This is a genomic window from Candidatus Methylomirabilota bacterium, from assembly GCA_036002485.1.
Classification (GTDB): Bacteria; Methylomirabilota; Methylomirabilia; order Rokubacteriales; family CSP1-6; genus AR37.
Window position 1 is genome coordinate 1 of record DASYTI010000053.1, and the last position, 26,014, is coordinate 26,014.

At 67.7% G+C, this 26,014-nt stretch carries 29 protein-coding genes; 16 read left to right on the top strand and 13 right to left on the bottom strand.

Going from position 1 to position 26,014, the window contains the following annotated elements:
* The 5 genes from VGT00_05900 to VGT00_05920 all read right to left on the bottom strand — a co-directional run.
* The coding region (locus VGT00_05900; protein ID HEV8530928.1) for an SDR family NAD(P)-dependent oxidoreductase at positions 1-504 on the bottom strand (504 nt) is incomplete at its 3' end.
* Between the two features lie 2 nt (positions 505-506).
* Positions 507-1,397 carry an ABC transporter permease gene (locus VGT00_05905; GenBank protein ID HEV8530929.1) on the bottom strand — a complete coding sequence of 297 codons (891 nt, stop codon included), beginning with the start codon at positions 1,395-1,397 and terminating at the stop codon, positions 507-509.
* Between the two features lie 5 nt (positions 1,398-1,402).
* Positions 1,403-2,326, bottom strand: a complete 924-nt coding sequence (locus VGT00_05910; protein ID HEV8530930.1) for an ABC transporter permease — start codon at positions 2,324-2,326, stop codon at positions 1,403-1,405.
* Between the two features lie 99 nt (positions 2,327-2,425).
* The gene (locus VGT00_05915; GenBank protein ID HEV8530931.1) at positions 2,426-4,021 is read right to left on the bottom strand and encodes an ABC transporter substrate-binding protein; all 1,596 of its coding nucleotides are present in this window, start codon (positions 4,019-4,021) and stop codon (positions 2,426-2,428) included.
* A gap of 66 nt (positions 4,022-4,087) precedes the next feature.
* Positions 4,088-5,119, bottom strand: a complete 1,032-nt coding sequence (locus VGT00_05920) for a 2-dehydropantoate 2-reductase N-terminal domain-containing protein (protein ID HEV8530932.1) — start codon at positions 5,117-5,119, stop codon at positions 4,088-4,090.
* A gap of 201 nt (positions 5,120-5,320) precedes the next feature.
* Here VGT00_05920 and VGT00_05925 point away from each other — a divergent pair, with 201 nt between their 5' ends.
* The gene (locus VGT00_05925; protein HEV8530933.1) at positions 5,321-6,688 is read left to right on the top strand and encodes a UbiD family decarboxylase; all 1,368 of its coding nucleotides are present in this window, start codon (positions 5,321-5,323) and stop codon (positions 6,686-6,688) included.
* Between the two features lie 9 nt (positions 6,689-6,697).
* On the opposite strand, the gene VGT00_05930 is transcribed toward VGT00_05925, so the two are convergent.
* From VGT00_05930 to VGT00_05940, 3 genes are all read right to left on the bottom strand, one after another.
* A complete protein-coding gene (locus tag VGT00_05930) occupies positions 6,698-7,633 on the bottom strand; it encodes an NAD(P)-dependent oxidoreductase (protein HEV8530934.1) in 936 nt (311 codons plus the stop codon).
* 15 nt (positions 7,634-7,648) lie between these two features.
* Positions 7,649-8,689 carry a 2-oxoglutarate and iron-dependent oxygenase domain-containing protein gene (locus tag VGT00_05935; GenBank protein ID HEV8530935.1) on the bottom strand — a complete coding sequence of 347 codons (1,041 nt, stop codon included), beginning with the start codon at positions 8,687-8,689 and terminating at the stop codon, positions 7,649-7,651.
* Positions 8,690-8,975: 286 nt separating this feature from the next.
* On the bottom strand, positions 8,976-9,392 hold the full coding sequence (locus VGT00_05940; GenBank protein ID HEV8530936.1) for a nuclear transport factor 2 family protein: 417 nt from the start codon (positions 9,390-9,392) through the stop codon (positions 8,976-8,978).
* Positions 9,393-9,402: 10 nt separating this feature from the next.
* Here VGT00_05940 and VGT00_05945 point away from each other — a divergent pair, with 10 nt between their 5' ends.
* From VGT00_05945 to VGT00_05955, 3 genes are all read left to right on the top strand, one after another.
* Positions 9,403-9,597 carry a hypothetical protein gene (locus VGT00_05945; GenBank protein ID HEV8530937.1) on the top strand — a complete coding sequence of 65 codons (195 nt, stop codon included), beginning with the start codon at positions 9,403-9,405 and terminating at the stop codon, positions 9,595-9,597.
* Between the two features lie 15 nt (positions 9,598-9,612).
* Positions 9,613-11,028, top strand: a complete 1,416-nt coding sequence (locus VGT00_05950) for an amidase (GenBank protein ID HEV8530938.1) — start codon at positions 9,613-9,615, stop codon at positions 11,026-11,028.
* 195 nt (positions 11,029-11,223) lie between these two features.
* Positions 11,224-11,505: a Smr/MutS family protein gene (locus tag VGT00_05955; GenBank protein ID HEV8530939.1), complete on the top strand. Its 282-nt coding sequence runs from the start codon at positions 11,224-11,226 to the stop codon at positions 11,503-11,505.
* 81 nt (positions 11,506-11,586) lie between these two features.
* Here the strand turns inward: VGT00_05955 and VGT00_05960 are convergent, their stop codons facing one another.
* From VGT00_05960 to VGT00_05980, 5 genes are all read right to left on the bottom strand, one after another.
* Entirely contained in the window at positions 11,587-12,363 is a 777-nt protein-coding gene (locus VGT00_05960) for a class I SAM-dependent methyltransferase (GenBank protein ID HEV8530940.1), read from the bottom strand.
* Complete coding sequence (locus VGT00_05965) at positions 12,360-12,548, bottom strand: hypothetical protein (GenBank protein ID HEV8530941.1); 189 nt, start codon at positions 12,546-12,548, stop codon at positions 12,360-12,362. The genes VGT00_05960 and VGT00_05965 overlap by 4 nt, the downstream gene beginning before the upstream one ends.
* A gap of 67 nt (positions 12,549-12,615) precedes the next feature.
* A complete protein-coding gene (locus VGT00_05970) occupies positions 12,616-12,798 on the bottom strand; it encodes a hypothetical protein (GenBank protein HEV8530942.1) in 183 nt (60 codons plus the stop codon).
* Positions 12,799-12,912, bottom strand: a complete 114-nt coding sequence (locus tag VGT00_05975) for a carboxymuconolactone decarboxylase family protein (protein HEV8530943.1) — start codon at positions 12,910-12,912, stop codon at positions 12,799-12,801.
* Positions 12,913-12,953: 41 nt separating this feature from the next.
* On the bottom strand, positions 12,954-13,685 hold the full coding sequence (locus VGT00_05980; protein ID HEV8530944.1) for a hypothetical protein: 732 nt from the start codon (positions 13,683-13,685) through the stop codon (positions 12,954-12,956).
* Positions 13,686-14,049: 364 nt separating this feature from the next.
* Here VGT00_05980 and VGT00_05985 point away from each other — a divergent pair, with 364 nt between their 5' ends.
* The 12 genes from VGT00_05985 to VGT00_06040 all read left to right on the top strand — a co-directional run.
* Entirely contained in the window at positions 14,050-15,582 is a 1,533-nt protein-coding gene (locus tag VGT00_05985) for a PLP-dependent aminotransferase family protein (protein ID HEV8530945.1), read from the top strand.
* Positions 15,583-15,619: 37 nt separating this feature from the next.
* Positions 15,620-16,783, top strand: a complete 1,164-nt coding sequence (locus VGT00_05990) for a PLP-dependent aspartate aminotransferase family protein (protein ID HEV8530946.1) — start codon at positions 15,620-15,622, stop codon at positions 16,781-16,783.
* Positions 16,780-17,427, top strand: coding sequence for a GNAT family protein (locus VGT00_05995; GenBank protein ID HEV8530947.1), 648 nt, complete (start codon positions 16,780-16,782; stop codon positions 17,425-17,427). The genes VGT00_05990 and VGT00_05995 overlap by 4 nt, the downstream gene beginning before the upstream one ends.
* Before the next feature lie 14 nt (positions 17,428-17,441).
* Positions 17,442-18,323, top strand: a complete 882-nt coding sequence (gene pdxS, locus VGT00_06000; GenBank protein ID HEV8530948.1) for a pyridoxal 5'-phosphate synthase lyase subunit PdxS — start codon at positions 17,442-17,444, stop codon at positions 18,321-18,323.
* Positions 18,324-18,377: 54 nt separating this feature from the next.
* Positions 18,378-18,857: a pyridoxamine 5'-phosphate oxidase family protein gene (locus tag VGT00_06005; GenBank protein HEV8530949.1), complete on the top strand. Its 480-nt coding sequence runs from the start codon at positions 18,378-18,380 to the stop codon at positions 18,855-18,857.
* A complete protein-coding gene (pdxT, locus tag VGT00_06010) occupies positions 18,854-19,438 on the top strand; it encodes a pyridoxal 5'-phosphate synthase glutaminase subunit PdxT (protein ID HEV8530950.1) in 585 nt (194 codons plus the stop codon). The genes VGT00_06005 and pdxT overlap by 4 nt, the downstream gene beginning before the upstream one ends.
* A 149-nt stretch (positions 19,439-19,587) precedes the next feature.
* Entirely contained in the window at positions 19,588-20,796 is a 1,209-nt protein-coding gene (locus VGT00_06015) for a 4Fe-4S dicluster-binding protein (GenBank protein ID HEV8530951.1), read from the top strand.
* Between the two features lie 20 nt (positions 20,797-20,816).
* A complete protein-coding gene (locus VGT00_06020; GenBank protein ID HEV8530952.1) occupies positions 20,817-22,055 on the top strand; it encodes a pyruvate ferredoxin oxidoreductase in 1,239 nt (412 codons plus the stop codon).
* A gap of 11 nt (positions 22,056-22,066) precedes the next feature.
* Positions 22,067-23,074 (top strand): thiamine pyrophosphate-dependent enzyme, encoded by a 1,008-nt coding sequence (locus tag VGT00_06025; GenBank protein ID HEV8530953.1) that lies wholly within the window; start codon positions 22,067-22,069, stop codon positions 23,072-23,074.
* 149 nt (positions 23,075-23,223) lie between these two features.
* Positions 23,224-24,207, top strand: a complete 984-nt coding sequence (locus tag VGT00_06030; GenBank protein ID HEV8530954.1) for a tripartite tricarboxylate transporter substrate binding protein — start codon at positions 23,224-23,226, stop codon at positions 24,205-24,207.
* Positions 24,208-24,212: 5 nt separating this feature from the next.
* A complete protein-coding gene (locus VGT00_06035) occupies positions 24,213-24,674 on the top strand; it encodes a tripartite tricarboxylate transporter TctB family protein (GenBank protein ID HEV8530955.1) in 462 nt (153 codons plus the stop codon).
* A 3-nt stretch (positions 24,675-24,677) separates the two neighbouring features.
* Positions 24,678-26,014: tripartite tricarboxylate transporter permease (locus tag VGT00_06040; GenBank protein HEV8530956.1), on the top strand; the 1,337-nt coding region annotated here is incomplete at its 3' end.

Here is a 26,014-nt window from a genome sequence, read left to right on the forward strand (position 1 = left end):
GCCGATGAGGCCCGCCTTCGCGCTGGCATAGGCCTGGATGCCCGTGAGGCTGTAGGAGCGTCCCGCCCCCGATGAGATGTTCACGATGGCGCCCCGGCCCGCGCGCTTCATGATCGGCGCCGCCGCGCGCGTGAAATGGAAGGCTCCGTCGAGGTTGATGGCGAAGATGACCTGCCAGTCGTCATCGGTGACCTGCTCGATGGGCCTCATGGTCTGCCCCGCCACTCCGCCCGCGGAGTTCACGAGGGCGTCGATGCGTCCCGCCGTCGCGTCGATCCGCGCGACCAGGGCCGTCACCGCCTCCGGATCGCGCACGTCCAGCTCCGCGACGCGGCAGGTGCCCGCCGCCACCGCCTCCACGGTCCGCCGCGTCTCCTCGAGCTCGCGCGCCAGCACGTCGCACGCCCACACCGAAGCCCCTTCGCGGGCCAGCTCCACGCAGATGGCGCGGCCGATGCCGTGCGCGGCGCCGGTGACGATGGCTGCGCGCCCGTGGAGGCGCACCGCTAGACCTGGCCTCGCAGGCGCGGATCGAGGGCGTCCCGCAGCCCGTCCCCGAGGAGGTTGAATCCCAGGACGGCGAGCATGATCGCGAGGCCCGGGATGGTCGCGATGTGGGGGGCCACGAGCAGGAAGTCACGGCCGCTGGAGACCATGAGTCCCCAGGACGGCGTGGGTGGCTGCACGCCCAGGCCCAGGAAGGAGAGGGCTGCTTCGACCAGGATGGCATTGGCCATGAAGAGCGTCGAGTAAACCACCACGGTAGGCAGAATGTTCCGGAGGACGTGGCGCTTCAGAATCTCGGCGGCCGAGGCCCCGAGGGCCCGGGCCGCGCTGACGTACTCGCTCTCCCGGGCGGCCAGCACCGCTCCGCGCACGATGCGTGTCACCGTCGGCGTCCCCCAGATGCCCACGGCGATGGTGGTGTTCAGCACGCCGGGCCCCAACGCTGACACCACCGCGATGGCGAGCAGAAGGTAAGGGAAGGCCAGGAGGACTTCGATCGCGCGCATGATCAGCACGTCGATCCAGCCGCCCGCGAAGCCGGCCAGACAGCCGAGGACGAGCCCCAGACCCAGCGCGATCGCCACCGACAGCAGCCCCACCAGGAGCGCCACCCGGCTCCCGAAGAGCACCCGCGAGAGGATGTCGCGCCCGAACTCGTCGGCCCCGAGAAGAAACTTCCCGCCCGGCGGCGCGCGCTTCTCGATCAGGCTCTGCCGGGCAGGATCGGCGGGCGCCAGCCAGGGCGAGCCGGCCGCCGCCACCACGAGCAGCGCCACGACGACGAGCCCCGCCAAGGCGAGCCGATTCCGGCAAAATCGCTGCCAGGCATCCTCGGACAGCGTCGAGGGTGTGGCTCGTTCACCCATGATCGCGCTTGCGCCCACGGCCATGGCGCCTAGCCTTGCCGCGCGATGCGCGGGTCCAGCGCCCCATAGGCGAGGTCCACCGCGAGGTTGACGACCACGAAGGCGAGCGCGAAGATGAGCACCGCGCCCTGGAGCAGCACATAGTCACGCGCGAAGATGGCCTTGACCATGAGTCGCCCGAGCCCCGGCCAGGCGAAGACGGTCTCGGTCAGCACCGCGCCGCCCATGAGCTGGCCGGCCTGGAGACCCAGGAGCGTCAGGATGGGAATGGCCGCATTGCGCAGGGCATGCTTGGTCACCACGAGCCGTTCGGCCACGCCCTTGGCCCGCGCCGTGCGCACGTAGTCCTCGCGGAGGACATCGAGCACGCTCGAGCGCGTCATGCGCGCCACCATGGCCAGCGAGGGCAGGGCCAGGGTCACGGCGGGCAGCACGAGATGCGACGGCGATCCCGTTCCGCCCACGGGCAGCCAGGGCAGCCAGAGCGCGAAGACGACGATGAGCACGAGGCCGGTCCAGAACACCGGCATGGACAGCCCGAAGAGCGAGCCGAGGCGGGCGAGGGCGTCGAAGGCCGAGTTCGGCCACACTGCGGAGACCACGCCCGCGGCGATGCCGGCGGCCGCGGCGATCACCAGCGCCGCCGCGGTCAGCTCGAGCGTGGCCGGCCAGGCGTCGCCGAGCTCGTCGATCACCGGGCGGTTCTGCTGGATGGAGCGGCCGAGGTCGCCCCGCGCCACCCGTCCCACATAGCCGACGTAGCGAATGAGGAGCGGCTTGTCGAGGCCGAGGTAGTCGCGGAGCTTGGCCACGGCCGCGGGTGTGGCGTGTTCCCCCAGCATGAGGGCCACCGCGTCGCCGGGGATCAGCTCGATCGTGAGCATCACCACGAAGACGACGCCCAGGAGCACGGGGATGGCCAGGAGGAGGCGCCGGGCGACGAAGGTCAGCATGGCGGTCGCGCGATCTCCCTCACCGGCACAGGTGGAGCCGACGGGCGCGCGAGCGCGGCCGTCGGCCCCACGGGAGCGGCAGGCGTCATGGCCGCAGCGCTACTTGTCGAGCCAGACCTTTCCGAGCCACAGGTTGTACTCCACCGGGTGCACGGTGAATCCCTTGACGCTCGCGCGCGTGACCACGATTTCCTTGGTGTTGTACACGGGGATCCACACCATCTCCTTGGCGAGAATGTCCTGCACCTCGCCGTAGAGCTTCTCGCGCTCTGTCTGGTTCAGGCTCCGGCGCGCCTGCTCCACGAGGGCGTCCACGCGCGGGTTGGCGTAACGCGAGGTGTTCCAGCCGGTGGGCGGCACCTGCTTCGAATGAAAGAGCGCGTAGAGAGAGTAGTCGGCATCCGCGTTCGAGGTCACCCAGCCCAGGGTGAACATGTGCTGGTTCAGGGTGGCCGCGCGGAACTGCGTGAACACGGTTGCCCACTCCAGGAATTGCACCTTGGCCTCGACCCCGACCTCCTTGAACATGGCCTGGATGGCCTCGGTGATCTCGCCGTCCTTGGGATAGCGACCGCGCGCGGCCAGCCACGACAGCGAGAGCTTCTGCCCGCTCTTCTGCACGACGCCATCGGGGCCGGGGGTCCAGCCCGCTTGGGCCAGGAGGGCCCTGGCCTTGGCGCGGTCGAAGGGGTACAGCTTGTCGAGCTGCATGTCCTTGAAGCCGAACACGCTCGGGGCGAGCACGCCGCGGGCGGGCACCGCCGAGCCCTCCAGGATGTTCTCGAGGATGGCCTTGCGATCCACGGCGTGGAGCAGGGCCGTGCGCACGCGCACATCGTCGAGCGGAGCGAACCCGGCGTGCATTCCCGCGAAGACCACGCGTCCGCCCACCACCTCGTGGACGATGTACTTCGAATCGCGCTTGAGGGAGGCGAGCTGGGCGGGGGCGGGCAGCAACACCATGTCGGCGTCGCCGGTCTGGAGCGCGATCATGCGCGCACCCTCTTCGGGGACGACCTTGAAGATGACGCGGTCGAGGGGCGCCTTGTCGCCCCAGTAGTCGGCATTCCGCTCCAGGATCACGTGGGTGTTGGTCTTCCACTCGACGAACTTGAAGGGCCCGGTCCCCACGGGCGCGCGGCTGAAGTCGGGGCCCATCTTCTGCACGGCGGTGGGCGACACGATGCCCGTGCAGTACATGGCCAGCGTGCGCAGGATGGGGCCATACGGCTCGCGGGTCATCACGTCCACGGTCAGCTCGTCCACCACCTCCGCGCCGCTCAGGGAGCCGGCGAGGCTCGCCCAGCGCGCGGGCGGCGTACCCCGCAGGGCGCGATCGAAGGTGAACTTCACCGCGGCCGCGTTCAGGGGCGTGCCGTCGTGGAACTTGACGCCCGGCCGCAGCTTGAAGCGCACCTTGGTGGGCGAGAGGATCTCGTATGAAAGGGCGAGGGCGGGCTTGATCTGCATCTTCTCGTCCATGGTCAGGAGCGGTTCGAGCATGTTGAAGTAGACCCAGGCGCCGGGCGCGGTGGTCTCGAGCTGCGGATCGAGCGACACGGGATCGGTGGGACGCACGATGGTGAGGGTGCCGCCCTTTTTCTGAGCTTCGGCCGGAGAGGCAGAGCCGAGGCAGAGGGAAGTCGCCCAAGCGAAGACGAACACGGAGAGAAGCGCGGTGCGAGCTGGCCTCATCAGTAAATCTCCTTTCGCATCGAGACTGCGATCACGGCCGCTCGCCGGCCCTCGCGCTCAACCGCCTCATGGTCGCGAGCCTTGCGTCAAAGCCACGAGCGGGTCGAGGTTCTCCCAGGCCATCGGCCGGCGGCCATCCTCCAGATCGCGGATCAGCTCGGTGAGCTGCCGCATGAGGGGCATGGCCACCCCGAAAGCCTCGCCCTTCCGCACGAGCACGCCGAGCTGGCCATCGACCTCGGTCTTGCGCTTGCGCACGGCGAGGTCGCGCCATATCCCGGTCTTGGTCTTGGTGTGGAAACGGTAGTGGACGGCGATGGCCGTCATGGCACGCGCGCGGGCCCCCGCGTCACCGCCGAGGGCCGCCCGGTACCATGCCGGGTCGAACTCGTCGAAGGGCTCGAGGCGCACCCCGGCCTTGTCGCTGACGGCCATGCCTTCTCCCACGATGCCGATGAGCGCCGCCTGCACGCCCGGGCTCCGCTCCACCACTTCGTACACGTGCGCGTCGACCACCGCCGTGCCGAAGAGCAAGGCACCGTAGATGAGCTTCGCCCACTTGTAGCCCCAGATATTCTCGGTGACGGGAGTCTCCTCCACCACGCTCAGCAGTCGGGCCAGCTCGCGGACACGGGGCGTGATCCGTCCATCGAGCTCTCCCAGCACGAAGGCGCCGTGGCCGCCGTGGAGGATTCGCCCCGGCGCGACCCAGTCCGCCGCCCAGTTGACGAGGCAACCGACGGTTCGCTCGGCCCCGATGGCCTGCGCGATCAGCTCCTCGCTGAGCCCGTTCTGGAGAGACACCGTGATGCCGCCGGGCGCCAGCCGCGGTGTGATGTCCCGGAGGGCGTCGGCCGTGTGGTGACTCTTGACGGCAAGCAGGATCAGCCCGAGCTTGTCACCGAGACGGGCAGGCGTGACGGCGCGCACGCGGGTCGTGGTCGCCACGCCGTCCCGTTCCACGGTGAGCCCGCGGTCATTGATGGCGTCGACATGGGGAGCGTCGCTGTCGACGACGACGACCTCGTGCCCGGCGCGCGCGAGAGCGGCACCCGTGGTGCCTCCGATCGCGCCCGCGCCGTAGACGGTGATCACCATCGCGCTCCTCAAGTATCACAGGGTCTCCACACCGTCAACGCCGGCAGGCGGCTGAAAAAGGCCCATCTGCTTCGTTGGCGAGGGCGGCGGCACCCGCTCAACGTACAGAGAGTACGCCTCGGGGTGCCGCCGCCTCGCCGCCTCGCATCTGGACCTTTTTGAGCCGCCTGCCAGTTTCTCGGCCCTGATAGAATTGCCGTCGTGGCTCAGGACCTCCGCAGCTTCGTGGCGGCGTACGGGGAGGCCAATCCAGGCGAGGTCGTCCGGATCGCCGAGCCCGTCTCCCTCGAGCACGACATCATGGCCGTGGTGCTCGAGTACGAGCGCCGTCGGCGCTATCCCGTCCTCTTCTTCGAAAGGATCAGCGGGCACGACATTCCCGTCGTGTGCAACGTGGTGGCGAGTCGCCGCGCCCTCGCCTTCGCCCTCGGCGTGCCAGCCTCCGAGCTGGCGGCCGAGTATGCGCGCCGGATCAAGGAACCGATGAAGCCCGTGGTGGTCGCGGACCCTCTGTTTCGCCGTCACGTGGTGACGGGGGACGCCGTCGACCTCGCCTCGCTGCCCATTCCCGTCTACTTCCCGGGTGACGCCGGTCGCTACATCACGGCGGGCATGCTGGTGGCGCGAGATCCCGCGACCGGGGTCGAGACCGAGGGCTACCACCGTCTTCAGCTCAAGGGGCGGAACCGGATGGGGGTGAGCCTCCATTCGCGCCGGCGCATGTTCGAGTATCAGCGCCGCGCCGAGGCGAAAGGCCAGGCGCTCCCCTGCGCCATTGCCCTGGGCCTCCACCCGATCGTCTCGATGGGCTCGCTCGCCTATCCGCCCGCGGAGATCGGCAAGTTCGAAGTGGTGGGCGGGCTCTTCGGCGAGCCGCTCGAGGTCGCCCCCTGCGCGACTCTTGACCTCCATGTTCCCGCGACGGCGGAGATCGTGATCGAGGGCGAGATCCTTCCCGATGAGCGCGAGCCGGAGGGGCCCTTCGGCGAGTTCACGGGCTACTTCTCCCGCCGGAGCACGGAGCACATCTTCGTGGCCCGGGCCATCGCCATGCGGGACAAGCCGTGGTTCCAGTCCATCGGCTCGGGTCGAGCGGGCGACCACATCACCACCCTCGGGCTCATTCGCGAGGCCGAGATCATGAACGCACTCAGTCGCGCCATTCCCAACGTGACGGGCGTGCACGTGCCTCTGTCAGGGACGTCGTCCTTCACCGCTTACGTCTCCATCAGGCAAGGCCGTCCCGGGGAGGCCAAGCACGTGATCCCCATCGTGCTCGGAGTGGACCACTACCTCAAGCTCGTCATCGTGGTGGACGACGACATCGATGTTTTCGACGAGTCGGACGTGATGTGGGCGGTGGCCACGCGCATGCAACCGGATCGCGATCTCGTCGTGATCTCCGGGAGCCTCGGCGCCCTGCTCGACCCGAGCGCCGACAGCCGGGGCGTCACCGCGAAGCTCGGCATCGACGCCACCCGCCCCTTTGGCGAGCCCTTCGGAGAGAAGCTCGTGATGTCCGCCCAGCGCATGGCCTGGGCCCGCGCGCTCGTCGACCGGCTCAGCTGACCTCGAACGTCACGAGGGCGTGTCCTGCTCGATCACCTCGCGAAGCTTCTCGGGCGGCACGTCCGTCTTGACCCCGGCCCGCTCGAGCTGTAGCAGCATGTAGCTGCTCGAGTCCTTGTCGCCCCAGCCGCGGCTGAGGGCCTCCGTGAGCTCGGCCAGCGCGAGATTGGCCAGGCGCATGGGCACGCCCATCTCTCTCCCCAGCGCGGTGGCCAGGGATACGTCCTTGTGCCCCAGCTTGAGAGCGAAGGACGGCGGGTCGTAGGTCCCAGGCAGGAACTTGTCCATGAGCCGGTCGAAGGTGCGCCGGCGTCCGCTCGCGCCCTGACGGACCGCCTTCCACAGGGCGAGGGGCTCCACGCCCGCCTTGATGCCCATGGAGAACGTCTCGGCCAGCACCGCGCCGATGGTGAAGCTCGAGCAGTTGTGGACGAGCTTGGCCACCGCTCCCGCCCCGATCGCCCCGACATAGTAATGCTGGTCGCCCATGGCCCCGAGCACGTCCTTGTGGGCATCGTAGATTCCTCGATCGCCGCCCACCCAGATGGCGAGCCGGCGGGTCTTCGCGCCGATCGGCCCGCCGCTCACGGGAGCGTCCAGCACGTGCACGCCCTTTTCTTGAAACGCCGCATGGATCCGGCGGATCAGGGCGGGCGAGTTGGTGGATAGGTCGAAGAATGCCGCACCCTTGCGCAGGCCGTGGATGAGACCATCGGCGCCGAGGGCTACCGCTTCCACCTCCGGGGGGCCGGGCAGCGACGTGAAGACGACGTCGACCGCCTCGGCGACCTCGCGTGGCGTGTCCTTCCACTCTGCTCCCGCGGCCAAGTGCGGCGCGGCCGCCGGGCGGCGAATGTCGTGCACGCACAGGGCATGACCGGCCGCCTGAAGATTGGACGCCATGCTGGAACCCATGATGCCCAGACCGATGAATCCCACCTTCATGTCGTGATCTCTCCTCTAGGACCGGCCGCGGGCGCCCGCTCCGGTGTGTCCCTGGCGGTGGAAGTAGTTGGCGTTGTAGAAATCGAGCACGAGGTCGCGATACACGGCTCGCGGATAGCGCGGCGGGTTGTCGGCGCCCCTGCAGCTGGGCAGGCACTCGATGACCGCCTCCACGTTCGGGCTGAAGAAGAAGGCGATCGAGTAGCGGTCCTTGCCGGAGTCGTTGAGCACGCCATGCGGGGTGGAGAGGAAGCGGTCATTCGACCACCGCTTCATGATGTTGCCGAGATTGACGAGGAAGGTGTCGGGGATCACGGGCGGGGCCAGCCACTCGCCGCTCGGGAGGCGCACGGCGAGACCCGGGACCTCCTCACGCGCGAGCATGGTGATGAAGGAGTTGTCGGTGTGGGGACCCTGGCCGAACTGCTCGTCGTCCTCGATCTCCTGGGGCGGGTAGTGGAGGAAGCGCAGGTTGACGTGCGCCTCGTTCTCGAAGTGCGGGATGAAGTGATCGGCGGGCATGTCGAGAGAGCGCGCGAGCACGGGCAGGATCTGCTCGCCCACCGCTTCCATGGTCTTGAAGTAGGTGAGCATGGCCGTGCGCATCCCGTGGTGGCCCTCGGGCCACTGGTTGCGTCCCCGCAGCGGCTTGCCCGCGACGACGTCGGGATGCTCCGGGCCGCGGTCGTGGCTGATGAAGAAGCTTTCGTTGTAGTTCGGGCGGGTGGCCTTGTGCACCTGGGAAGCGCCCTGGATGGACTGGTTCACCGGGAGGTAGCCGATATTGTTCTCGTTGATCCGGAGCTCGAGCTTCTCCGCGAGGGGCATGGCGTGGAACTCGCGCGAGGCCTGAAAGGCGGCCGCGACCGTCGACGCCGGGACGCCATGGCCGGCCAGGTAGAAGAAGCCCACGCGCTCGCTGGCCTGCCGTACCCGGGCGGCCACGCTATCGAGTCCGCCCGGCTCGCCCAGGAATGCGGGCGCGAAGTCGATCACGGGAATGGCCCTGGTCGCTTCTTCGAGATCCTTGACCGCCTTGGCCTTGAAGATGTTCATCGTCGAGCCCTCCGCTCTCGCTTACTCAGCACTCGCCTCACCGCTGATCTACTCGGGCCTCGCCTCACGGCTTCGCCCTTCAGCTCGAACTGCCACGCCTGCGGGTCCAACTCAGCGCTCACCTCGCGACGCCCAGAGGTCGCCGCTCAGCTCGGATCAACTCAGCTCTCGTCTCGCGTCGGCCATCGGCCGCCGCTCAGCTCGGTCCAATTCAGCTCTCGCCTCGCGACGCCAGGGGCCGCCGCTCAGCTCGAACAGCGGACAGGGTTTCGGCTCGAACCGCATGCTAACCCAGCTTGCCGTGGGCCGACTCGGACTGGGTCGGCTGGAGCGAGACGTGGCTGTGCACGCACTGCAGACGTCCCTGCCGCGGGGCCAGGATGAAAGTGGCGCGCCCGGGGCGGACGAAGGGCTTGCCGTCCGCGCCGATGGCCTCCGAGGACCAGGCCGCGGCTATCCACGCCGTATCGCCGCTCGCGCGCACGACCGGCTGGTCCTCGAAGGTGAAGTTGCGGATGCGCGGCCACACATTGCGCCACTGCTCGCGCTCGATATTGGCGAGGCCATGCACGGCCATGGCCCAGGTGCCGAAGGCCACCGCGTCCTCGGCGAACATGCGCCGCCCGGTGTCGAAGTCACGTCCGCGGCATGCCGTCTCGAACTCGCGCAGCCACTGGAGCGCTTCCTGGTCTGGTGTGGGCATCGCGGCGATTATGCGCTATCCTCCCGGCATGGAAAAGCTCACCGTCGACTCGCTTCGCACGCTGGCCAAGGCCCAGGGACTCGAGCTCACCGACGCCGAGCTCGCCGGGCTCCTGCCCCTGGTCGAGGCGGGACGCGCCGGACTGGCGGCCATCCGTGACATTCCGCTCAAAACCGAGCCGGCCTCGCAGTACCGCATCCTCTAGAGAAGGGGATTTCGCTTGAGCGACCTCTGCTGGACATCCATGACGGATCTCGCCTCCATGATTGCGGCGAAGAAGATCTCGCCCATCGAGGTGGTTCAGGCGCACCTCGAGCGCATCGCGAAGATCGACGGCAAGCTCAAGTCCTACATCACCGTGATGGCCGACTCGGCCCTGGCCGCGGCCAAGGTGGCGGAGGCGGCGGTCATGGCCGGGGGAACGCTCGGTCCTCTCCACGGGGTGCCTCTCGGGCTCAAGGACCTCTACTGCACGAAGGGGGTCAAGACCACGGGCGGGTCCAAGCTTCTCGCGGACTGGATACCCGACGAGGATGCGACCGTAGTGACGAGGCTCGCCGCGGCGGGCGGTATCACCCTGGGCAAGCTCAACATGCACGAGTTCGCCTATGGTCCGGAGGGATTGAACGCGCACTACGGCACGCCGTGGAATCCGTGGGACGCCACCACTCACCGGATTTGTGGCGGGTCCTCGTCGGGCTCCGGCGCGGCGGTGGCCGCCGGCATCTGCCCCGGCGCTCTCGGCTCCGACACGGGCGGCTCCATTCGCATTCCGGCCGCGCTCTGCGGACTCTCCGGCATCAAGCCCACCTATGGGCGCGTGAGCCGCGCGGGCGTGCTGCCCCTGGCCTGGTCCATGGACCACGTGGGGCCGATGTGCCGCAGTGCCGCCGATTGCGGGCTCATGCTCGGCGCCATGTCGGGCTACGACCCGCGCGATCCGACCACGAGCGTGCTGCCGGTGCCCGACTACATGGCCGCGCTGACGGGGCAGGTCAAGGGGCTGCGGGTAGGTCTCCTGCGGTCCTTCTTCCTCGAGGGCGCCGCCCCCGCGCAGCGGGCGGCCGTGGAGGCCGCGGCCAAGACGCTGGAAGGGCTCGGAGCCACGCTCGCGGAGGTCAATATCAAGACGGTGAACGTCGCCCCGGGCGCCTCTCATGCCGTCCTCGCCCCCGAGGCCTATGCCTATCACGAGGAGTGGCTCAAGACGCGGCCTGCGGACTACGGAGAGGATGTGAGACAGCGGCTCCGCGTCGGCGCCTTTGTCACCGGGGCGGAGTATCTGAAGGGCCAGCGACTGCGCGTCCTCCTTCGCGACGAAGTGGACGCGGTGCTCGCCAAGCTCGACGTGCTGCTCGCGCCCACCACGCCCATCGAGGCCCAGGCCGTGGGCCAGGATAGTGTCCAGATCGGCGCCGAGAGCTTCCCGGTGCGCGCGAGCCTCATCCGGTTCACGCGGCCCTTCAATCTCAGCGGCCACCCGGCGGCGTCCGTGCCGTGCGGCTTCACCGAGGGCGGACTTCCCCTGGGACTTCACATCATCGGGCGGCCCTTCGACGAGGCGACCGTGCTCCGCGTCGCCGATGCCTATCAGCGCGTGACCGACTGGCACACTCGCCGCCCACCTCTGGCCTGATGACCCGACCGAGCGCGAGCAGTAACCCCGGGCCAGACTGAGGAGCCGAGACGCTGCCGGCCGTTCGAGTTGAGCGGCGGCCAACGGCCGACGCGAGACGAGAGCTGAGTTGATCCCGCCGGCGTGGCCGTTCGAGCTGAAGGGCGAAGCCCTGAGGCGAGTGCTGAGCTGATCAGCGGCGAGGCGACCAACCAAATGGATGAGCCTGAACCGGTCAGCCTGCCCATCGAGGACTCGCTGGATCTTCACGCTTTCTCTCCCAAAGACGTGCGGTCGGTGGTGGGAGAGTATCTAAAGGAAGCGGCGGCCCGGGGCTTTCGCGAGGTCCGGCTTATCCACGGGCGGGGGATAGGGGTCCAGCGCGCCATGGTCCAATCGCTGCTGGAAGGGCATCCGCTGGTCTCGCGCTACTTCGACGCTCCCCCCGAGCGAGGCGGCTGGGGCGCGACCGTGGTGCTCTTGAAGGAAGGAGCCTAGTCCCCGGGATCAACTCAGCCCTCGTCTCGCGTCGGCCGCTGGCCGACGCTCAACTCGAACGACGGGCAGCGTCTCCGCTCCTCAGTCTTTATCGGCCCGTAGAAGAAGCATACGGTCGATGAAGGACAGGATGCGCGGGCCGTCGATCTTGAAGGCGAAGGCTTCCCGACAGGCGGGGGAAGCGGCGAGGACGAAGCGCTCCAGGTCGGCCTTGGCCGCTTCCGTCATCCGCATGCGCTCCGTCCACGGCTCCCACTCGCGTTCCCTTTCCATGATCATCTCGTCGATCACGGTCAACCCGGCCGCCTTGAGAAAGGCCGCCCACTCGCGCTGGGTGAAGGCGCGGACGTGGGATGGATCGCGGCGCTTCTCGACCTCGAGGATGAAGGCCGCGAGCGTGCGATCCTCGCGCCCCAGGATGTCCTGGATGAGGAAGGCGCCCCCCGGGACCAGCACACGGGAGACCTGCCGCACGGCCGGCAAGAGCTCGGGAAAATGATGTGCGGCGAGGCGACACGTGACCACGCCGAAGGAGGCGTCCCGGAAGGGGAGAGCCTCGACGTCCGCCGCCACGAAGCGCACACGCGCGGCGCCGCGGTCGTGGATGAAGCGGCGCGCCGCGCGGAGCATGGGCTCAGTGACGTCGGTGGCGACCACACTCCGCGTGAAGCCGGCAAAGCCCAGGGCCGTGTGGCCTCCGCCCGTGGCGATGTCGAGCACGCGCGTGGCGCCACGCGCGCGGCCCCAGGCGAGCAGCCGTTCCAGGTCCTCGCCGCCGGCGTGGTCGGGACTCTTGACGTATTCCTCCGCGGTGCGTCCGAACTGGGACTGGACCTGCGCCTTGTGCGCCTCCGTCACGTCTTGGCCGGGCCCCGGGGGCGCTCGGCCAGATGGCGGAAGAGAAAGTCGGTGTCCATGGGGGAGAGATCGAAGCGCCGGCCCGCCTCGTCCACGAGACGCACGCGGTCGGCATCGGGGCGCTCCTGCAGCTGCTCCTCGAGCCAGCGCACCGCCTGCTTGATTCCTGATTCGCCAAGGGCCATGTGGGTGTCCTTCTCTTGCTCACCCTGCCCCTCCTCACGAGGGCAGGGTGAGCAAGGCGATCGCGGGCTACTTTCCGTTTTCCCGCTCGTACTTGGTCTGCCACTCCTTGTTGACGTCCTCGATGCCAGGGATGTGCTTGATGGTGCTCCACGTCGCGCGGGCCGCGCCCCGCATGGCGTACATCAGGGTCTCGCTGATCTCGTCCTCGGTGGCGCCGGCTTGCTTCGCAGCCGCGAAGCGTCCGGGCACTCAGGAGGTGCAGCCGGCCGCGGCCATGGCGGCCAGCGCGACCAGCTGCAGGGTCTTGGGATCGAGCGCCCCTTCACGGTAGTAGACGCCGGCAAACTCCTTCATCTGTCCCATCGGGCCCTCCTTGGGGTGGGTAGTCGGTCAGCCTGGACAGATTATAGGTCACGAACGAGGCGCCGCGCCCGGTCCACGCTGCGGCGGTAGGTTTCGAACGAGTTGACGAGGGCGGGCTTCCGGCCTTGCTTTCGGTCGAGGGTGAAGCAGGAGAACGTGATGTCATGGGCGAGGGGGAAGTCGCGATAGAGCATGCCCGCCACCCTTTGCGGGCTCGCCGAGCGCATGATCTCGAAGTTCTCCGTTTGCCGGAGCGGCGGCACGCGCTCCCCGTGCTTGGTGCGAACCCATTTCATGGTGCCGCCCAGCAGATAGGAGAGGAAGAGCGAGTCCACGAGCATGGACTCCGTCCAGGGGATCTCCTTCTGATAGCCGGCCACGAAGCGCGCCCCCGTGCCGAGGAGGAACTTGCGCGCGGTGTCCGGCTGCAGGAAGTCGCACGCTCCGAAGATATAGCCCGTGCGCGGGCTCGGGGTGCAGTACTCCATGAGGCTGTCCAGCCGGATGACCTTGTCGCCGAGTCCGGTCAGCTTTCGCCGCTGGCCGTGAGAGGAGATGTAACAAACCTGCTGGCTGTGATGCCGCCGGGCCTCCTGGAGGAGCATCTCGAGATCGTAGTGCGTGTAGAAGCGCCGGTAGACCAGATTGATGCGTATGCCCTCCCAGGCCAGTGACTGGCGAATGGCCTTCAGATAGGGCAGAACCGAGGGCTCCTCCTGGAGGAGCTTGCCCTTGCGGTTCCACATCGACTCGAGCGTCACGAGCTGCGCCATGTCCTGGGACGCGTATCCTTTCCAGCACGGGCTGATTACCCCGGGGCCGGCGCGCATGATACCACCGGCAACTGCGGAAGCTAGCGGGCTTGTGTGACCGGTAAAATCCTTGTAAAATCCAGCGGCTACGGCAGATTCAATACCTCTGAGGCCTATCCGACACTCCAGAGAAGAACCGCGACCACGGCAACGCCGATGATCACGGCCCAGAGGAGATAGTGCTTCGCGAAGTTCTTGAGAGAGCCGTCCCTTCTGGTCATTCTTTTTCTATCCTATCATGGCCAAGATTGGATGATTCTAGAGCCATCCAATTGGTGCTTTACAAGAAGATGAACATGTCGATAATGGCTGATACGAGGCGCCCATGAAAATCCCTCTCGACCGTTCGGCGGACCGTAATGGCAGGCTGCCACTGGCGCGACAGATCCAGCTGCATCTCGAGCGGCTGATCAGCCAGCGACTGCTGGCGCCCGGAGTCAAGCTGCCCGCCACTCGCGAGCTCGCTCAGGAGCTCGGCGTCAATCGCACCACCGTCGCCCAGGCCTATGAGGACCTGGTGGCCGGGGGCTGGGCGCGCGCACACGTGGGGCAGGGCACCTTCGTCGCGGAGGCGGCGCCGACGGCCCCGCCCGCCGCCCCCACGGCCCCGCGGCTCGAGTGGACGGGCTTTCTCTCGAAGGCCGCTCAGATCGTGGCAGCTGACGCGCGTCGCCGCGAGGCGTGGAGCCAGGGCGCCCGGCCGGGACCCGGCATCATCTCCTTCTCCGGCGGCATTCCGGACAGCGCGCTCTTTCCCACGGACGCCTTCCGCCGCGTGCTCAACCGGGTCATCCGCGAGGAAGGGCGTGAGCTCCTCCAGTACTACCCGTCGAGCGGCTACGCGCCGCTGCGGCAGTACCTCTCGGGCTATCTCCTCCGTTTCGGCCTCGAGGCGCGGCCGGAGGACATCCTGATCGTCAATGGCACGCAGCAAGGCTTCGATCTCGTGGCGCGCACGCTCCTGGATCCCGGTGACTTCGTGGCCATCGAACAACCGTCGTACCCGCGCGCCATGCAGGTCTTCCGGGCCTTCGGCGCCCAGCTCCTGCCCGTGCCGATGGCGGGGGGCGGCCTGTCCGTGGACCATCTCGAGCGGCTTCTCGAGCGCCAGGCGCCCAAGCTCCTCTACTGCCAGCCGAGCGCGCACAATCCCACCGGACTGACCATGCCCGCGGCGGCGCGGCGCCGGCTCCTCGACGTCGCCGCGCGGCACCGGCTGCCCATCGTGGAGGACGGCTTTGACGGCACGCTCTTCTATGGCGAGCGTCCGCCCGCGCCCCTCAAGGCCGCGGATGCTTCGGGGCAGGTGATCTACCTCGGGACCTTTTCCAAGATCCTTTTCCCGGGGCTGCGCCTCGGGTGGATCGTGGCCTCGCCGGAGCTCATCGAGCGCCTGGACATGGCCAAGCAGTTGGCGGACATCCACACGAGCCCGCTCATCCAGGCCGCGGTGTATCACTTCTGCCGGCAGCGCTTGCTCGATCGCCATCAGGCGCGAGTGCTGCGTGAGTACGCGCGACGGCGCGGGGCGCTCCTGGCCGCCCTCGGCCGACGCATGCCCGAAGGCGTCCGCTGGACGGAGACCCAGGGCGGGTTCTCGCTTTTCGTCGAGCTGCCTGAGGGCATGGAGACGACCGCGCTGCTGCCTCGCGCTGTCGAGCGCGGCGTGGCCTTCACGCCGGGCAACGCCTTCTTCGCCGACGGCGGGGGCGAGCGGACGTTGCGGCTGTCGTTCTCGGCGGTACCCTTCGCGCAGATCGAAGAGGGCGTGCGGCGCCTCGCCGACAGCATTCGCGAGCTCGGACGGCACCCGGAGCGGAGCGCCCGCGAGCGCGGGCCCGCCGTGCCCCTGGTCTGAGGGTCGACCCATGCCAGGGGTGAGCGGAGACGTGCCGATGGACTTCGAGACCCTTGCCGCGCGCGGCGGCCGCGACGTTCCCTCGGCCAGCCGACCGCTCACGGCGCCTATCTATCAGACCAATGTCTACGTCTTCGAAGACATGGACACGGTGGAGTCGGTCTGGGAGGGGAAGAAGTCGGGCTTCGTCTACGGCCGCTACGGGACCGCCAATCACATGATGCTGGAAGATCTGGTGGCGGGACTCGAGGGAGCCGAGGCCGCCGTCGCCTGCGCCTCAGGCATGGGCGCGACCACGGCGCTCCTCCTCGGGCTCTTCACCGCAGGCGATCACATCGTGTCCGCCCGCGATCTCTACGGCTCCACCACGGCATTTCTCGACGACGAGGGCCGCCGGCTCGGCATCGACACCGTCTTCGTCGACGCTACCGATCCTGCCCTCCTGCTGGGAGCGCTGCGGCCGAACACACGCGCCGTCTTCGTCGAGTCGCTCTCGAACCCCCTGCTGCGCATGGTCGATCTGGAGGCGGTCGCCGCGCCGCTCGCCGAGCGCGGCATCGAGCTCATCGTCGACTCCTCGCTGGCTTCGCCCGCCGTGATGCGCCCGCTCGAGTACGGGGCGACCATCGTGATGCACAGCCTGACCAAGTTCATCTCGGGGCATGGCGACGTCACGGGCGGCATTGTCCTGGGCAGCAAGGTGACCATGGACCGCGTGCGCGCCGCCATGATTCGCGCGGGGACGAACCTGGGTCCCTTCGACGCGTGGCTCGCCACGCGCGGGGCGCGGACCTTGAGCGTACGCGTGGAGAGGCAGTCCGCGAATGCCCTCGCCCTCGCCCGCTTCCTCGAGGCGCACCCGGCCGTCGAGCGCGTGTATTACCCTGGGCTCGACTCGCATCCGCAGCGCGCTCTCGCCAAGCGACAGATGCCCGGACCCACCGGAGCCATCCTCTCCCTGGATCTCAAGGGCGGAGCGCTGGCCGTCGAGCGTTTCATGAAGCGCTCGCGATTGATGGAGTTCGCCCCCAGCTTCGCCGATGTGGCGACCACCTGGACCTATCCCGCGAGAACCTCCCACCGCCGCGTGTCCGATGAGACGAAGCGAGAAATAGGCATTGGCGCGGGACTGATCCGCGTCTCGGTGGGGCTCGAGAAGGTCGAGGACCTCGTCGGCGACATGAAGGAGGCGCTGGCGTGACCCTCACGGCCGAGTGTACCCGCGTCCGCCCCGTCGTCCTCGAGGGCCGGCACGTGCGACTCGAGCCGCTGGAGCTCGGTCACGCGGGCGCGCTCCTGGCGGTGGCGGGCGGCCCTCGGGACACCTATGGCTTCACGGCCGTGCCTGCCGACGAGCCGGCCATGATCCGGTACATCGAGACGGCGCTCCGCGAGCAGGAAGCGGGCCGGGCGCTGCCCTTCGCCACCTTCGCCCGGGCCACGGGCCGCGTGGTCGGCAGCACGCGCTTCGGCAACATCGAGTTCTGGCCGTGGCCGCCGGGGAATCCGAATCAGCGCGGCGAAGACCGGCCGGATGCGGTGGAGATCGGCTGGACCTGGCTGGGGGCGGCGGCGCAGCGGACCGCCGTCAATACCGAGGCGAAGCTCCTCATGCTCACCCACGCCTTCGAGGGGTGGCGCGTCCACCGGGTGAGCCTCATGACCGACGCGCGCAACGAGCGCTCGCGCAACGCTATCCTGCGGCTGGGCGCGCGATTCGACGGGATCCTCCGGGGCCAGCGGCCCGCATCGGACGGAGGCATCAGGGACACCGCGGCCTTTTCGATCCTGGAATCCGAATGGCCGATGATCAGGCGGCAGCTTCAATCACGATTGGACCAATGAAAGGAGATTCTCGTATGGAAGTCGGAACGCTGAGGCTCAAGGTAGGGCTCGCCGAGATGCTCAAAGGCGGGGTGATCATGGACGTGACCAATGCCGAGCAGGCCAAGATCGCCGAGGACGCCGGCGCCGTCGCCGTCATGGCCCTCGAGCGGGTGCCATCGGACATCCGCAAGGACGGCGGGGTGGCCCGCATGTCGCCCGTGAAGAAGATCAAGGAGATCCAGCAGACGGTCTCCATCCCCGTCATGGCCAAGTGCCGCATCGGACACTTCGTCGAGGCGCAGATCCTCGAAGCGCTGGGCGTGGATTTCATCGATGAGTCCGAAGTGCTGACCCCGGCCGACGAGCATTTCCACGTCGACAAGTTCGCCTTCAAGGTGCCCTTTGTCTGTGGCTGCCGCGATCTCGGCGAGGCCCTCCGCCGCATCGGAGAGGGCGCGGCCATGATCCGCACCAAGGGCGAGGCGGGCTCGGGCAATATCGTCGAGGCCGTGCGCCACATGCGCTCCGTCGTCTCGGGCATACGCCGGCTCAAGGCGCTGGGCCCCGAGGAGCTGATGGCCGAAGCCAAGAACCTGGGCGCGCCCTACGAGTTGCTGCGCTGGGTCGCCGAGCACGGCAAGCTGCCCGTGCCCAACTTCTCCGCCGGCGGCATCGCCACCCCGGCCGACGCGGCCCTCATGATGCAGCTCGGCGCCGAGGCCGTCTTCGTCGGATCGGGCATCTTCAAGTCCGCCGACCCGGCCGCGCGGGCCAAGGCCGTCGTCCAGGCCACGACCCACTTCAAGAATCCCGACATCCTGGTCAAGGTGTCCGAGGACCTCGGCGAGGCCATGCCCGGGATTGAAACCTCCAAGCTCAAGGAGTCCGACCTGCTGCAGACCCGCGGCTGGTAATTCCTCTCGACGCCCGGCGGAGTCCTTCGGGACCCGCCGGGCTGGAGACACTCCATGGGTATCCTGACCGAGGACATGAAGCGCACGGTGCGCGAGCAGCGGCTCGCCTATGTCGCGAGCGTCTGCCCCGACGGCACGCCGAACCTCTCGCCCAAGGCGACCACCACCGTGTGGGACGACGACCATCTCGTCTATCTGGATATCCGCTCGCCCCAGACGCGCGAGAACGTGCTGGGCAATCCTTCCGTCGAGGTCAACGTCGTGGATCCCGTCGCGCGCAAGGGCTATCGCTTCAAGGGCCGAGCGACGGTCCTCACGGGCGGACCGCTCTTCGAGGACGTGCTCGCCTTTTACCACGGTCGGGGTCGGAAAGAGGAGTATAGCCCGGAGGCCGTGGTGCTCATCCGCGTCGAGCGGGCACGGCCGCTCGTCTCACCCGCCTATGACCGCGGGCGCACCGAGGAGGATGTGCGCGCGGAGTTCTACGCGTACTACGATGCCCTCAATCGACCCAAGGTCGGGACGGCCGCATGAAGCTAGGCGTCCTCGCCCTCCAGGGCGATTTCGACATGCACGGCAAGGCGCTGGATCGGATCGGCGTCGAGAGCGCCGAGGTGCGACTGCCCGACCAGCTCGACGATGTGGCCGGGCTCATCATGCCGGGGGGCGAGAGCACGACCCTCCTCAAGCTCATGGATACCTGGGAGTTCATCCCTGCCCTGAAGAAGTTCCACGACTCCGGGCGACCCATCTTCGGCACCTGCGCGGGCCTCATTCTCCTCGCGCGCGAGGTCGAGCGCCCGCAGCAGTTTTCGCTGGGCTTCATCGACATCACGGCCGAGCGCAACGCGTATGGCCGCCAGAAGGAGAGCTTCGAGACCGAGGGGCCTGCCGATCTGGGGCAGGGGACGCGGCCGATCAAGATGATCTTCATTCGGGCCCCGCGCATCCGACGTTTCGGCCCGGGCGTGACTCCGCTCGTCAGCCACAACGGGGAATGCGTGATGGCCCGGCAGGGGAATGTCCTGGTCGCGGCCTTTCATCCCGAGCTGACAGACGATACCGCCGTACACCGCTACTTTGCCGACATGGTGCGGGCTGCCTCGACGCGCTAGCGGCCACGCCCCGCTCTCTCTGACGCACCGCGGCGAGCCCGGGTCTTCGAGATTGACAGCCCCTGGGGCACGGAGCATAGTCTGGTCTGACCAACAGACCGCCCGAGTCCGACACAACCGGCGGGACAGCTCACGCCGAGGAGGAGCGTATGGCCCACTTCACCTGCGAGGTCGTCTATCGCGGTATCTTCCAGAAGAACCTCGCCGCCCGCATCTGCCGCGGCATCGTGCTCTCGGCGCGCAAGGCCGGCCGGTGGGGCATCGCCTTCGGCCGCTACGGTGACAGCCCCCAGCGCAATGGCATCCCCGCCAAGGATTTCGCCATCGTGGCGGACACACAGGAAGAGCTCGAGCAGAACATGGCCCGCTACGAGCCCAAGGAGGTCGATGTCACCATCTGCGTGGACGACACGCTGTCCAAGGGCGTCGAGTCCTGGGCGTGGTACGGGCTCCAGCCGATCAACCGGCTGACCGTCCCCAATGGCACGGTCCTCATGACCTCGCTCCAGAGCCCCGCGGATCTGCTCAAGGACATCCACAAGAAGGAAGCCCCCTACAACCTGGCCCTGATCCCTGCCAAGGCCTCCTTCTCCGGGCTCTGGGTCTACAAAGAGGACCACACTGAGGCGCGGATCCTTGGCGCCCTCGCCAAGATCCAGCCCGGGTTCCTGTCCCTGGACGCCGTCTGCGCGGCCATCCAAGAGGCCGAGTGGGGCTCCGAGCTCAAGGCGGCCTCGGCGCGCAAGGCCTTCGAGCGACTCGAGAGCCGCCCAGTCAAGATCACCGAGGGCAATGCCGAGACGCCGTTCTCCTTCGAGAAGCCGAAGTGGTGGGAGATGCGCGAGGGCGTCAGCATCCCCGCCATCCCTATCGGCAAGCCCATGGAAGGCGGCAAGGGCTATGTCCCCGAGCGCAATCCGTACTTCAAGAAGTTCACCACGCGCACGATGCGCCCGGTCATCGACTTCGACAAGTGCGTGAAGTGCACGCTCTGCTGGCTCCAGTGCCCGGACTCGTGCTTCGACGTGACCCCAGACGGGCTCTACGACGCCAACATGGAGTCCTGCTGCGGCTGCGGGGTCTGCGAGGCCGTCTGCCCGGCCAAGGACTGCGTCACCATGGTTCGGGAGGACGCGTTCGAGGACAATGCCAGCCAGTGGGAGATGTGGCGGCGCGACAAGCCAGCCTACATGACCTGGATGGGAGACAAGATCGCCTCCAAGCAGCACGTGGTGCGCTCGCACGGCTTCCGCTTCCGCGGGCAGTATGAGGAGGAGATCAAGCAGTCTCTGGACCAGGGCGGCACCGAGATCACGGCAGGCATCCCCGGCGAGAACGCCGTGGGCAAGCAACGCTAGAGACCCGGGAGGATATCGCGATGGCAGTGGAGACCAAGACACCCGCGCCGGGCACCATGGCAACCGACGACCGGGAGATGCTCATCTCGGGCAGCGAGGCCTGCGCCGAAGCGCTGACCCTGGCCGACCTCGACGTGGTGACGGCCTATCCGATCCGGCCCTACGACACGGTGATGCAGGCCATCGCCAAGAAGATCGCCAACGGCCAGCTGGAGGCGGAGTACATCGTGGCCGAGGGTGAGCACAGCCAGTTCGAGATCGTCAAGCATGCCTCGACGGTGGGAGCGCGCGTCTTCTGCGGCTCCTCGGGCGTGGGCTGGATGTACGCGATGGAGTGCCTCACGGTGACGCCGCCGTTGCGCGTCCCCATGGTGTGCATGGTCGGCAACCGCGCCCTCGACGACCCCGGCGCCTTCGGCGTCGAGCACAACGACGCCCTGACCGTGCGCGACCTCGGGTGGTTGCTCATCTGGGTGGACACGGCCCAGGAGATGCTGGACACTACCTTGCTCGCCTATCGCATCGCGGAAGACCGGCGAGTGTTCCTGCCCATCGCCATCTCCGCCGACGGAGCGTTCCTCACGCACTCGCAGGCCATCGTGCAGGTGCCCACGAGGGCCAAGGTGGACAAGTTCCTGCCGCCCTACAATCGTGGCGATCTGCAGTTGCACCCGGACAACCCGATCACCGTGGCCCCGCAGGCCAACGAGGACTGGGTCATCGAGATCCGGCGCCAGAACAATGAGGCGATGAACCGCGCCTACACCGTCATCGAGGAGGCCTACGCGGACTTCCGCAAGACCTTTGGGCGCGGCCCCGAGAACCCGTGGTTCGAGGAGTACATGACGGAGGACGCCGAGGTCATCCTGATGGGGATGGGCACGATCTCGCTGCCCTTCAAGGTCGGCATCCGGAACATGCGCGCCAAGGGGATGAAGGTGGGGCTCATTCGTCCGCGGTGGTTCCGACCTTTCCCCACGGAGAAGATGGTGGCTGCGCTCCAGGGCGCCAAGGCCATCGGCGTCATCGACCGGGACTACTCCTTCGGCTCGCCTTTCGGGTCCGGGGTGGTCGCCAACGAGATCCGGGCCGCCATGTACAATGCCGACAAGCGTCCCCCGCTCCTGTCCTTCATCTGCGGGCTGGGCGGCCGCGAGGTGACGCTCGAAGATGTCTACAAGGCGACCGACCTTTGCTTCGAGGCCGCCAAGTCAGGGAAGTCCCCCCTCAAGACGCAGTGGCTCGGCGTACGGGAATAGGGAGAACAGACATGGCTGAAGTCTTCGCCAACGCGACGCAGATTCTCGAACCTTTCCGTGGTGTTAAGAAGGTCACCATCGAGGAGTACTTCACCTCGGGACACCGCACGTGCCAGGGGTGCGAGTCGGCCCTGGTCATGAAACTCATGGTCAAGGCAGCGGGGCCCCGAACCATCGTTCTGGGCGCGACGGGGTGCATGTACGTCGCCAATACGACGTACTACACGACGCCCTGGGTGGTGCCCTGGATGCACACCCAGCTCGGCTCCTCGGGCTCGGCCGCGCTCGGCACGGCGGCGGGTCTCAAGGCGCTCATGAAGAAGGGCAAGATGAAGTCCGAGCCCATCAACGTCATCGCCTTCTGCGGCGACGGGGGCGGGGCGGACATGGGCCTGGGGGCCATCTCGGCCACCCTGACGCACAAGGAATACAACTCGCTCATCCTGATGTACGACAACGAGTCGTACGCCAACACGGACATCCAGCTCTCGGGCTCGACGCCCTATGGCGCGAATACGACCTTCAGCCCCCCGGGCAAGGTGCGCCGTCTCATCCACACGCGGTGGAAGAAGAACACGGCGGCCATGCTGGCGGCCGGCCACACCGAATGTCGCTACGTCGGCACCGTCTGCGCTTCGTACGCCGTCGAGATGATGAACAAGGTCCGCAAGGCCCTATCGATCGGCGGCCCGACCTTCATTCACTCGCTCGATCCGTGCCCCAAGGGCTGGGACTACGACCCGATGCTCAGCCACGAGCTGGGCGAGCTGGCCGTCGAATGTGGCGTCTTTCCGCTCTACGAGGTCGAGGATGGCGTGGTGCGCCACTACGGCAAGACCAAGGCCATCGTGGAGGGTCGGCCGCGGAAGCCCGTGCGCGAGTACCTGCTCAAGCAGGGCCGCTTCGCCCACTTCACCGAGGAAGACCTCGAGTACTTCCAGGCCAAGGTGGACGAGATGTGGAACGAGTGGGAGATCCCGGGTGTTATCCCGTTCAAGAAGGCCCCGGCCGGCAAGTAGCCCGCCGCGATTCATCCATCGAGGGCCGGGCCGCGGCCTTGAGCCGTGTCCGGCCCTCGTCATGTGCTGCGCCGTCCCGTCCGGACGTATGTCTCGGTGAGCTGGCCGCCCCATCTTCGAGCCTGATGACTCCGTGCGGAGGGTACGACATGACACGTCAATGGCGACGCTTGATCGGACTGATGCTCGTTGGTGCGCTGACCGCGGGGGCGCCCGCCGCTCACGCGGCCTGGCAGCCGACCAAGCCCATCGAATTCGTCATTCCGGCCGGAACGGGCGGCGGCGCGGACCAGATGGCGCGCCTCATCGCCGGCCTTGCCGAGAAGCACAAGCTCACGCCGCGGCCCATCATCGCTGTCAACAAGTCGGGCGGTGCGGGTGCCGAGGGATTCCTTCACGTCAAGGGCAAGAAGGGTGACGCCCACACCATCGTCATCACGTTGTCTAACCTCTTCACGACGCCGCTGCACACGGGCATCCCGGTCAGCTGGAAGGATCTGACGCCCGTGGCCCGGGTGGCCCTCGACCAGTTCATCCTCTGGGTCAATGCCGAGACGCCCTACAAGACGGCGCGTGAATACCTCGCGGCCGTCAAGGAAAAGAACGGCACCATGAAGATGGGGGGCACGGGCTCGGCGCAGGAAGACCAGATCATCACGATCCTGCTCGAGCAGGCGCAGGGGGTGAAGTTCACCTACGTGCCCTTCAAGGGCGGGGGCGAGGTCTGTGTCAACCTGGTCGGCAAGCACGTGGACTCCACGGTCAACAACCCGATCGAGTGCGTGAGCCACTGGAAGGCGGGCCGCGTCCGCCCGCTTGCCGTCTTCGACTCCGCCCGAATCCCGGTGGCCGAGTGGAAGGATATCCCCACGATCAAGGAGGCGCTCGGCGCCGACATCACCTACCTGATGCTGCGCGGCGTTTTCGGCCCTCCCGACATGCCCAAGGAAGCCGTGGCCTGGTACCAGGATCTTCTGAAGAAAGTCGCCGAGACTCCGGAGTTCAAGGACTACATGCAGCAAGGGGCGCTCAAGTCCGCCTGGCTCGTGGGGCCCGAGTTCAATACCTGGCTCGAGCGCGAGGATCAAGCGCACCGCGACCTCATGACCAAGGGCGGGCTGCTGAAGAAGTAGCCGACATGCGCGCCGCGGACCTCACGACGGCGGCGGTGCTGATCGCGGGCGGAATGCTCGTGATCTGGGACTCGGTGCGCATCGGCATCGGCTGGGGCACCGACGGGCCCAAGAGCGGCTTCTTTCCGTTCTGGCTCGGCGTCCTCATGATCGCGGCCTGCCTCGTCATCGCGGCGCAGGCTCTCAGGCGCGCGGACCGTACGCTCTTCGTCCGGCGTGGGGCCATCGCGCCCGTTCTCAAGGTGCTGCTGCCGGCCACGGCCTTCGTCCTCGTCACACCCTGGATCGGCCTCTACGTCGCCACGACGCTGTACATGGCCTCCTACATGCGCTGGATCGGGCGGCACTCCTGGCCGTCTGTGGTGGTCGTCAGCGTGGCAGTCTCGGCCGTGACCTTCTATGTCTTCGAGATCTGGTTCCTCGTGCCCATGCCCAAGGGCCCCTTGGAAGCCTGGCTGGGCTACTAGCGGATGGGCCTCGAGAACCTGCTGCTGGGCTTCCAGGTCGCGCTCCAGCCGCACAACCTCCTTCTCGCCGTCATCGGCATCGCCCTCGGCACCATCATCGGCGTGCTCCCGGGCCTGGGGGGCGCCAACGGCGTGGCCATCCTGCTGCCCCTGACCTTCTCCATGCCGCCGACCTCGGCCATCATCCTGCTCACGAGTCTCTACTGGGGCGCGCTCTTCGGGGGCGCCATCACGTCGATCCTCTTCAATATCCCGGGCGAGCCCTGGTCGGTGGCCACGACCTTCGACGGCTACCCCATGGCGCGGAACGGGCAGGGAGGACAGGCGCTGACCGCCGCCTTCACCTCTTCCTTCGTCGGCGCACTCTTCTCCGTGGTCCTCATCACCCTCTTCGCGCCGCTCCTGGCCGAGGTGGCCCTCAAGTTCGGTCCGCCGGAGTTCTTCGCGATCCAGCTCCTGACCTTCTCGTCCTTCGTCGGGCTCGGGGGCGGCAGCGCCATGAAGTCGCTCGTGTCCATCCTCATCGGCTTCATCATGGCCGCGGTCGGGCTCGACATCGTGACCGGCACGCTGCGGATGACCTTCGGCTTCACCGATCTCATGAAGGGGTTCGACTTCATCGTGGCGGTGATCGGCCTCTTCGGCATCGGGGAGATCCTGCTGACCGTGGAGGAGGGCCTCGCCTTCCGCGGCGTGTCGGCGAGCATGCATCCCCGCGTCGTGTGGCAGACGTGGCGCGAGCTGCCGAAATACTGGCGTACGTTCATCCGGAGCGCCGTCATCGGGTTCTGGATGGGCTTCAAGCCCGGCGGCGCCACGCCCGCGTCCTTCATGAGCTATGCCTTCGCGAAGCGGTTCTCGCGCCACCCCGAGCAGTTCGGGCGGGGGACGATCGAGGGCGTGGTGGCTCCCGAGACGGCGGCCCACGCGGCGGGGGGCGCCTCGCTGCTGCCCATGATCACCCTCGGCATCCCGGGCAGCCCCACCGCGGCGGTGATGCTGGGGGGGCTCATCATCTGGGGGCTCCAGCCGGGCCCGATGCTCTTCAAGGAGCGCCCGGACTTCGTCTGGGGGCTCATCGCGAGCATGTACACGGGCAACGTGATCGGCGTGATCATGGTCCTCGCGTTCGTCCCGCTCTTCGCGGCGATCCTGCGCATCCCGTTCCCGATCCTCACGCCCGTCATCGTCTCGATCTGCGCGGTCGGGGCGTACTCGGTGCACAGCAGCATGGTCGACGTGTGGTACATGGTGGGCTTTGGGGTCGTGGGCTACGTGTTCAAGAAGCTCGACTACCCCCTCGCGCCCTTCGTGCTCGCGCTCGTGCTGGGCGATCTCGC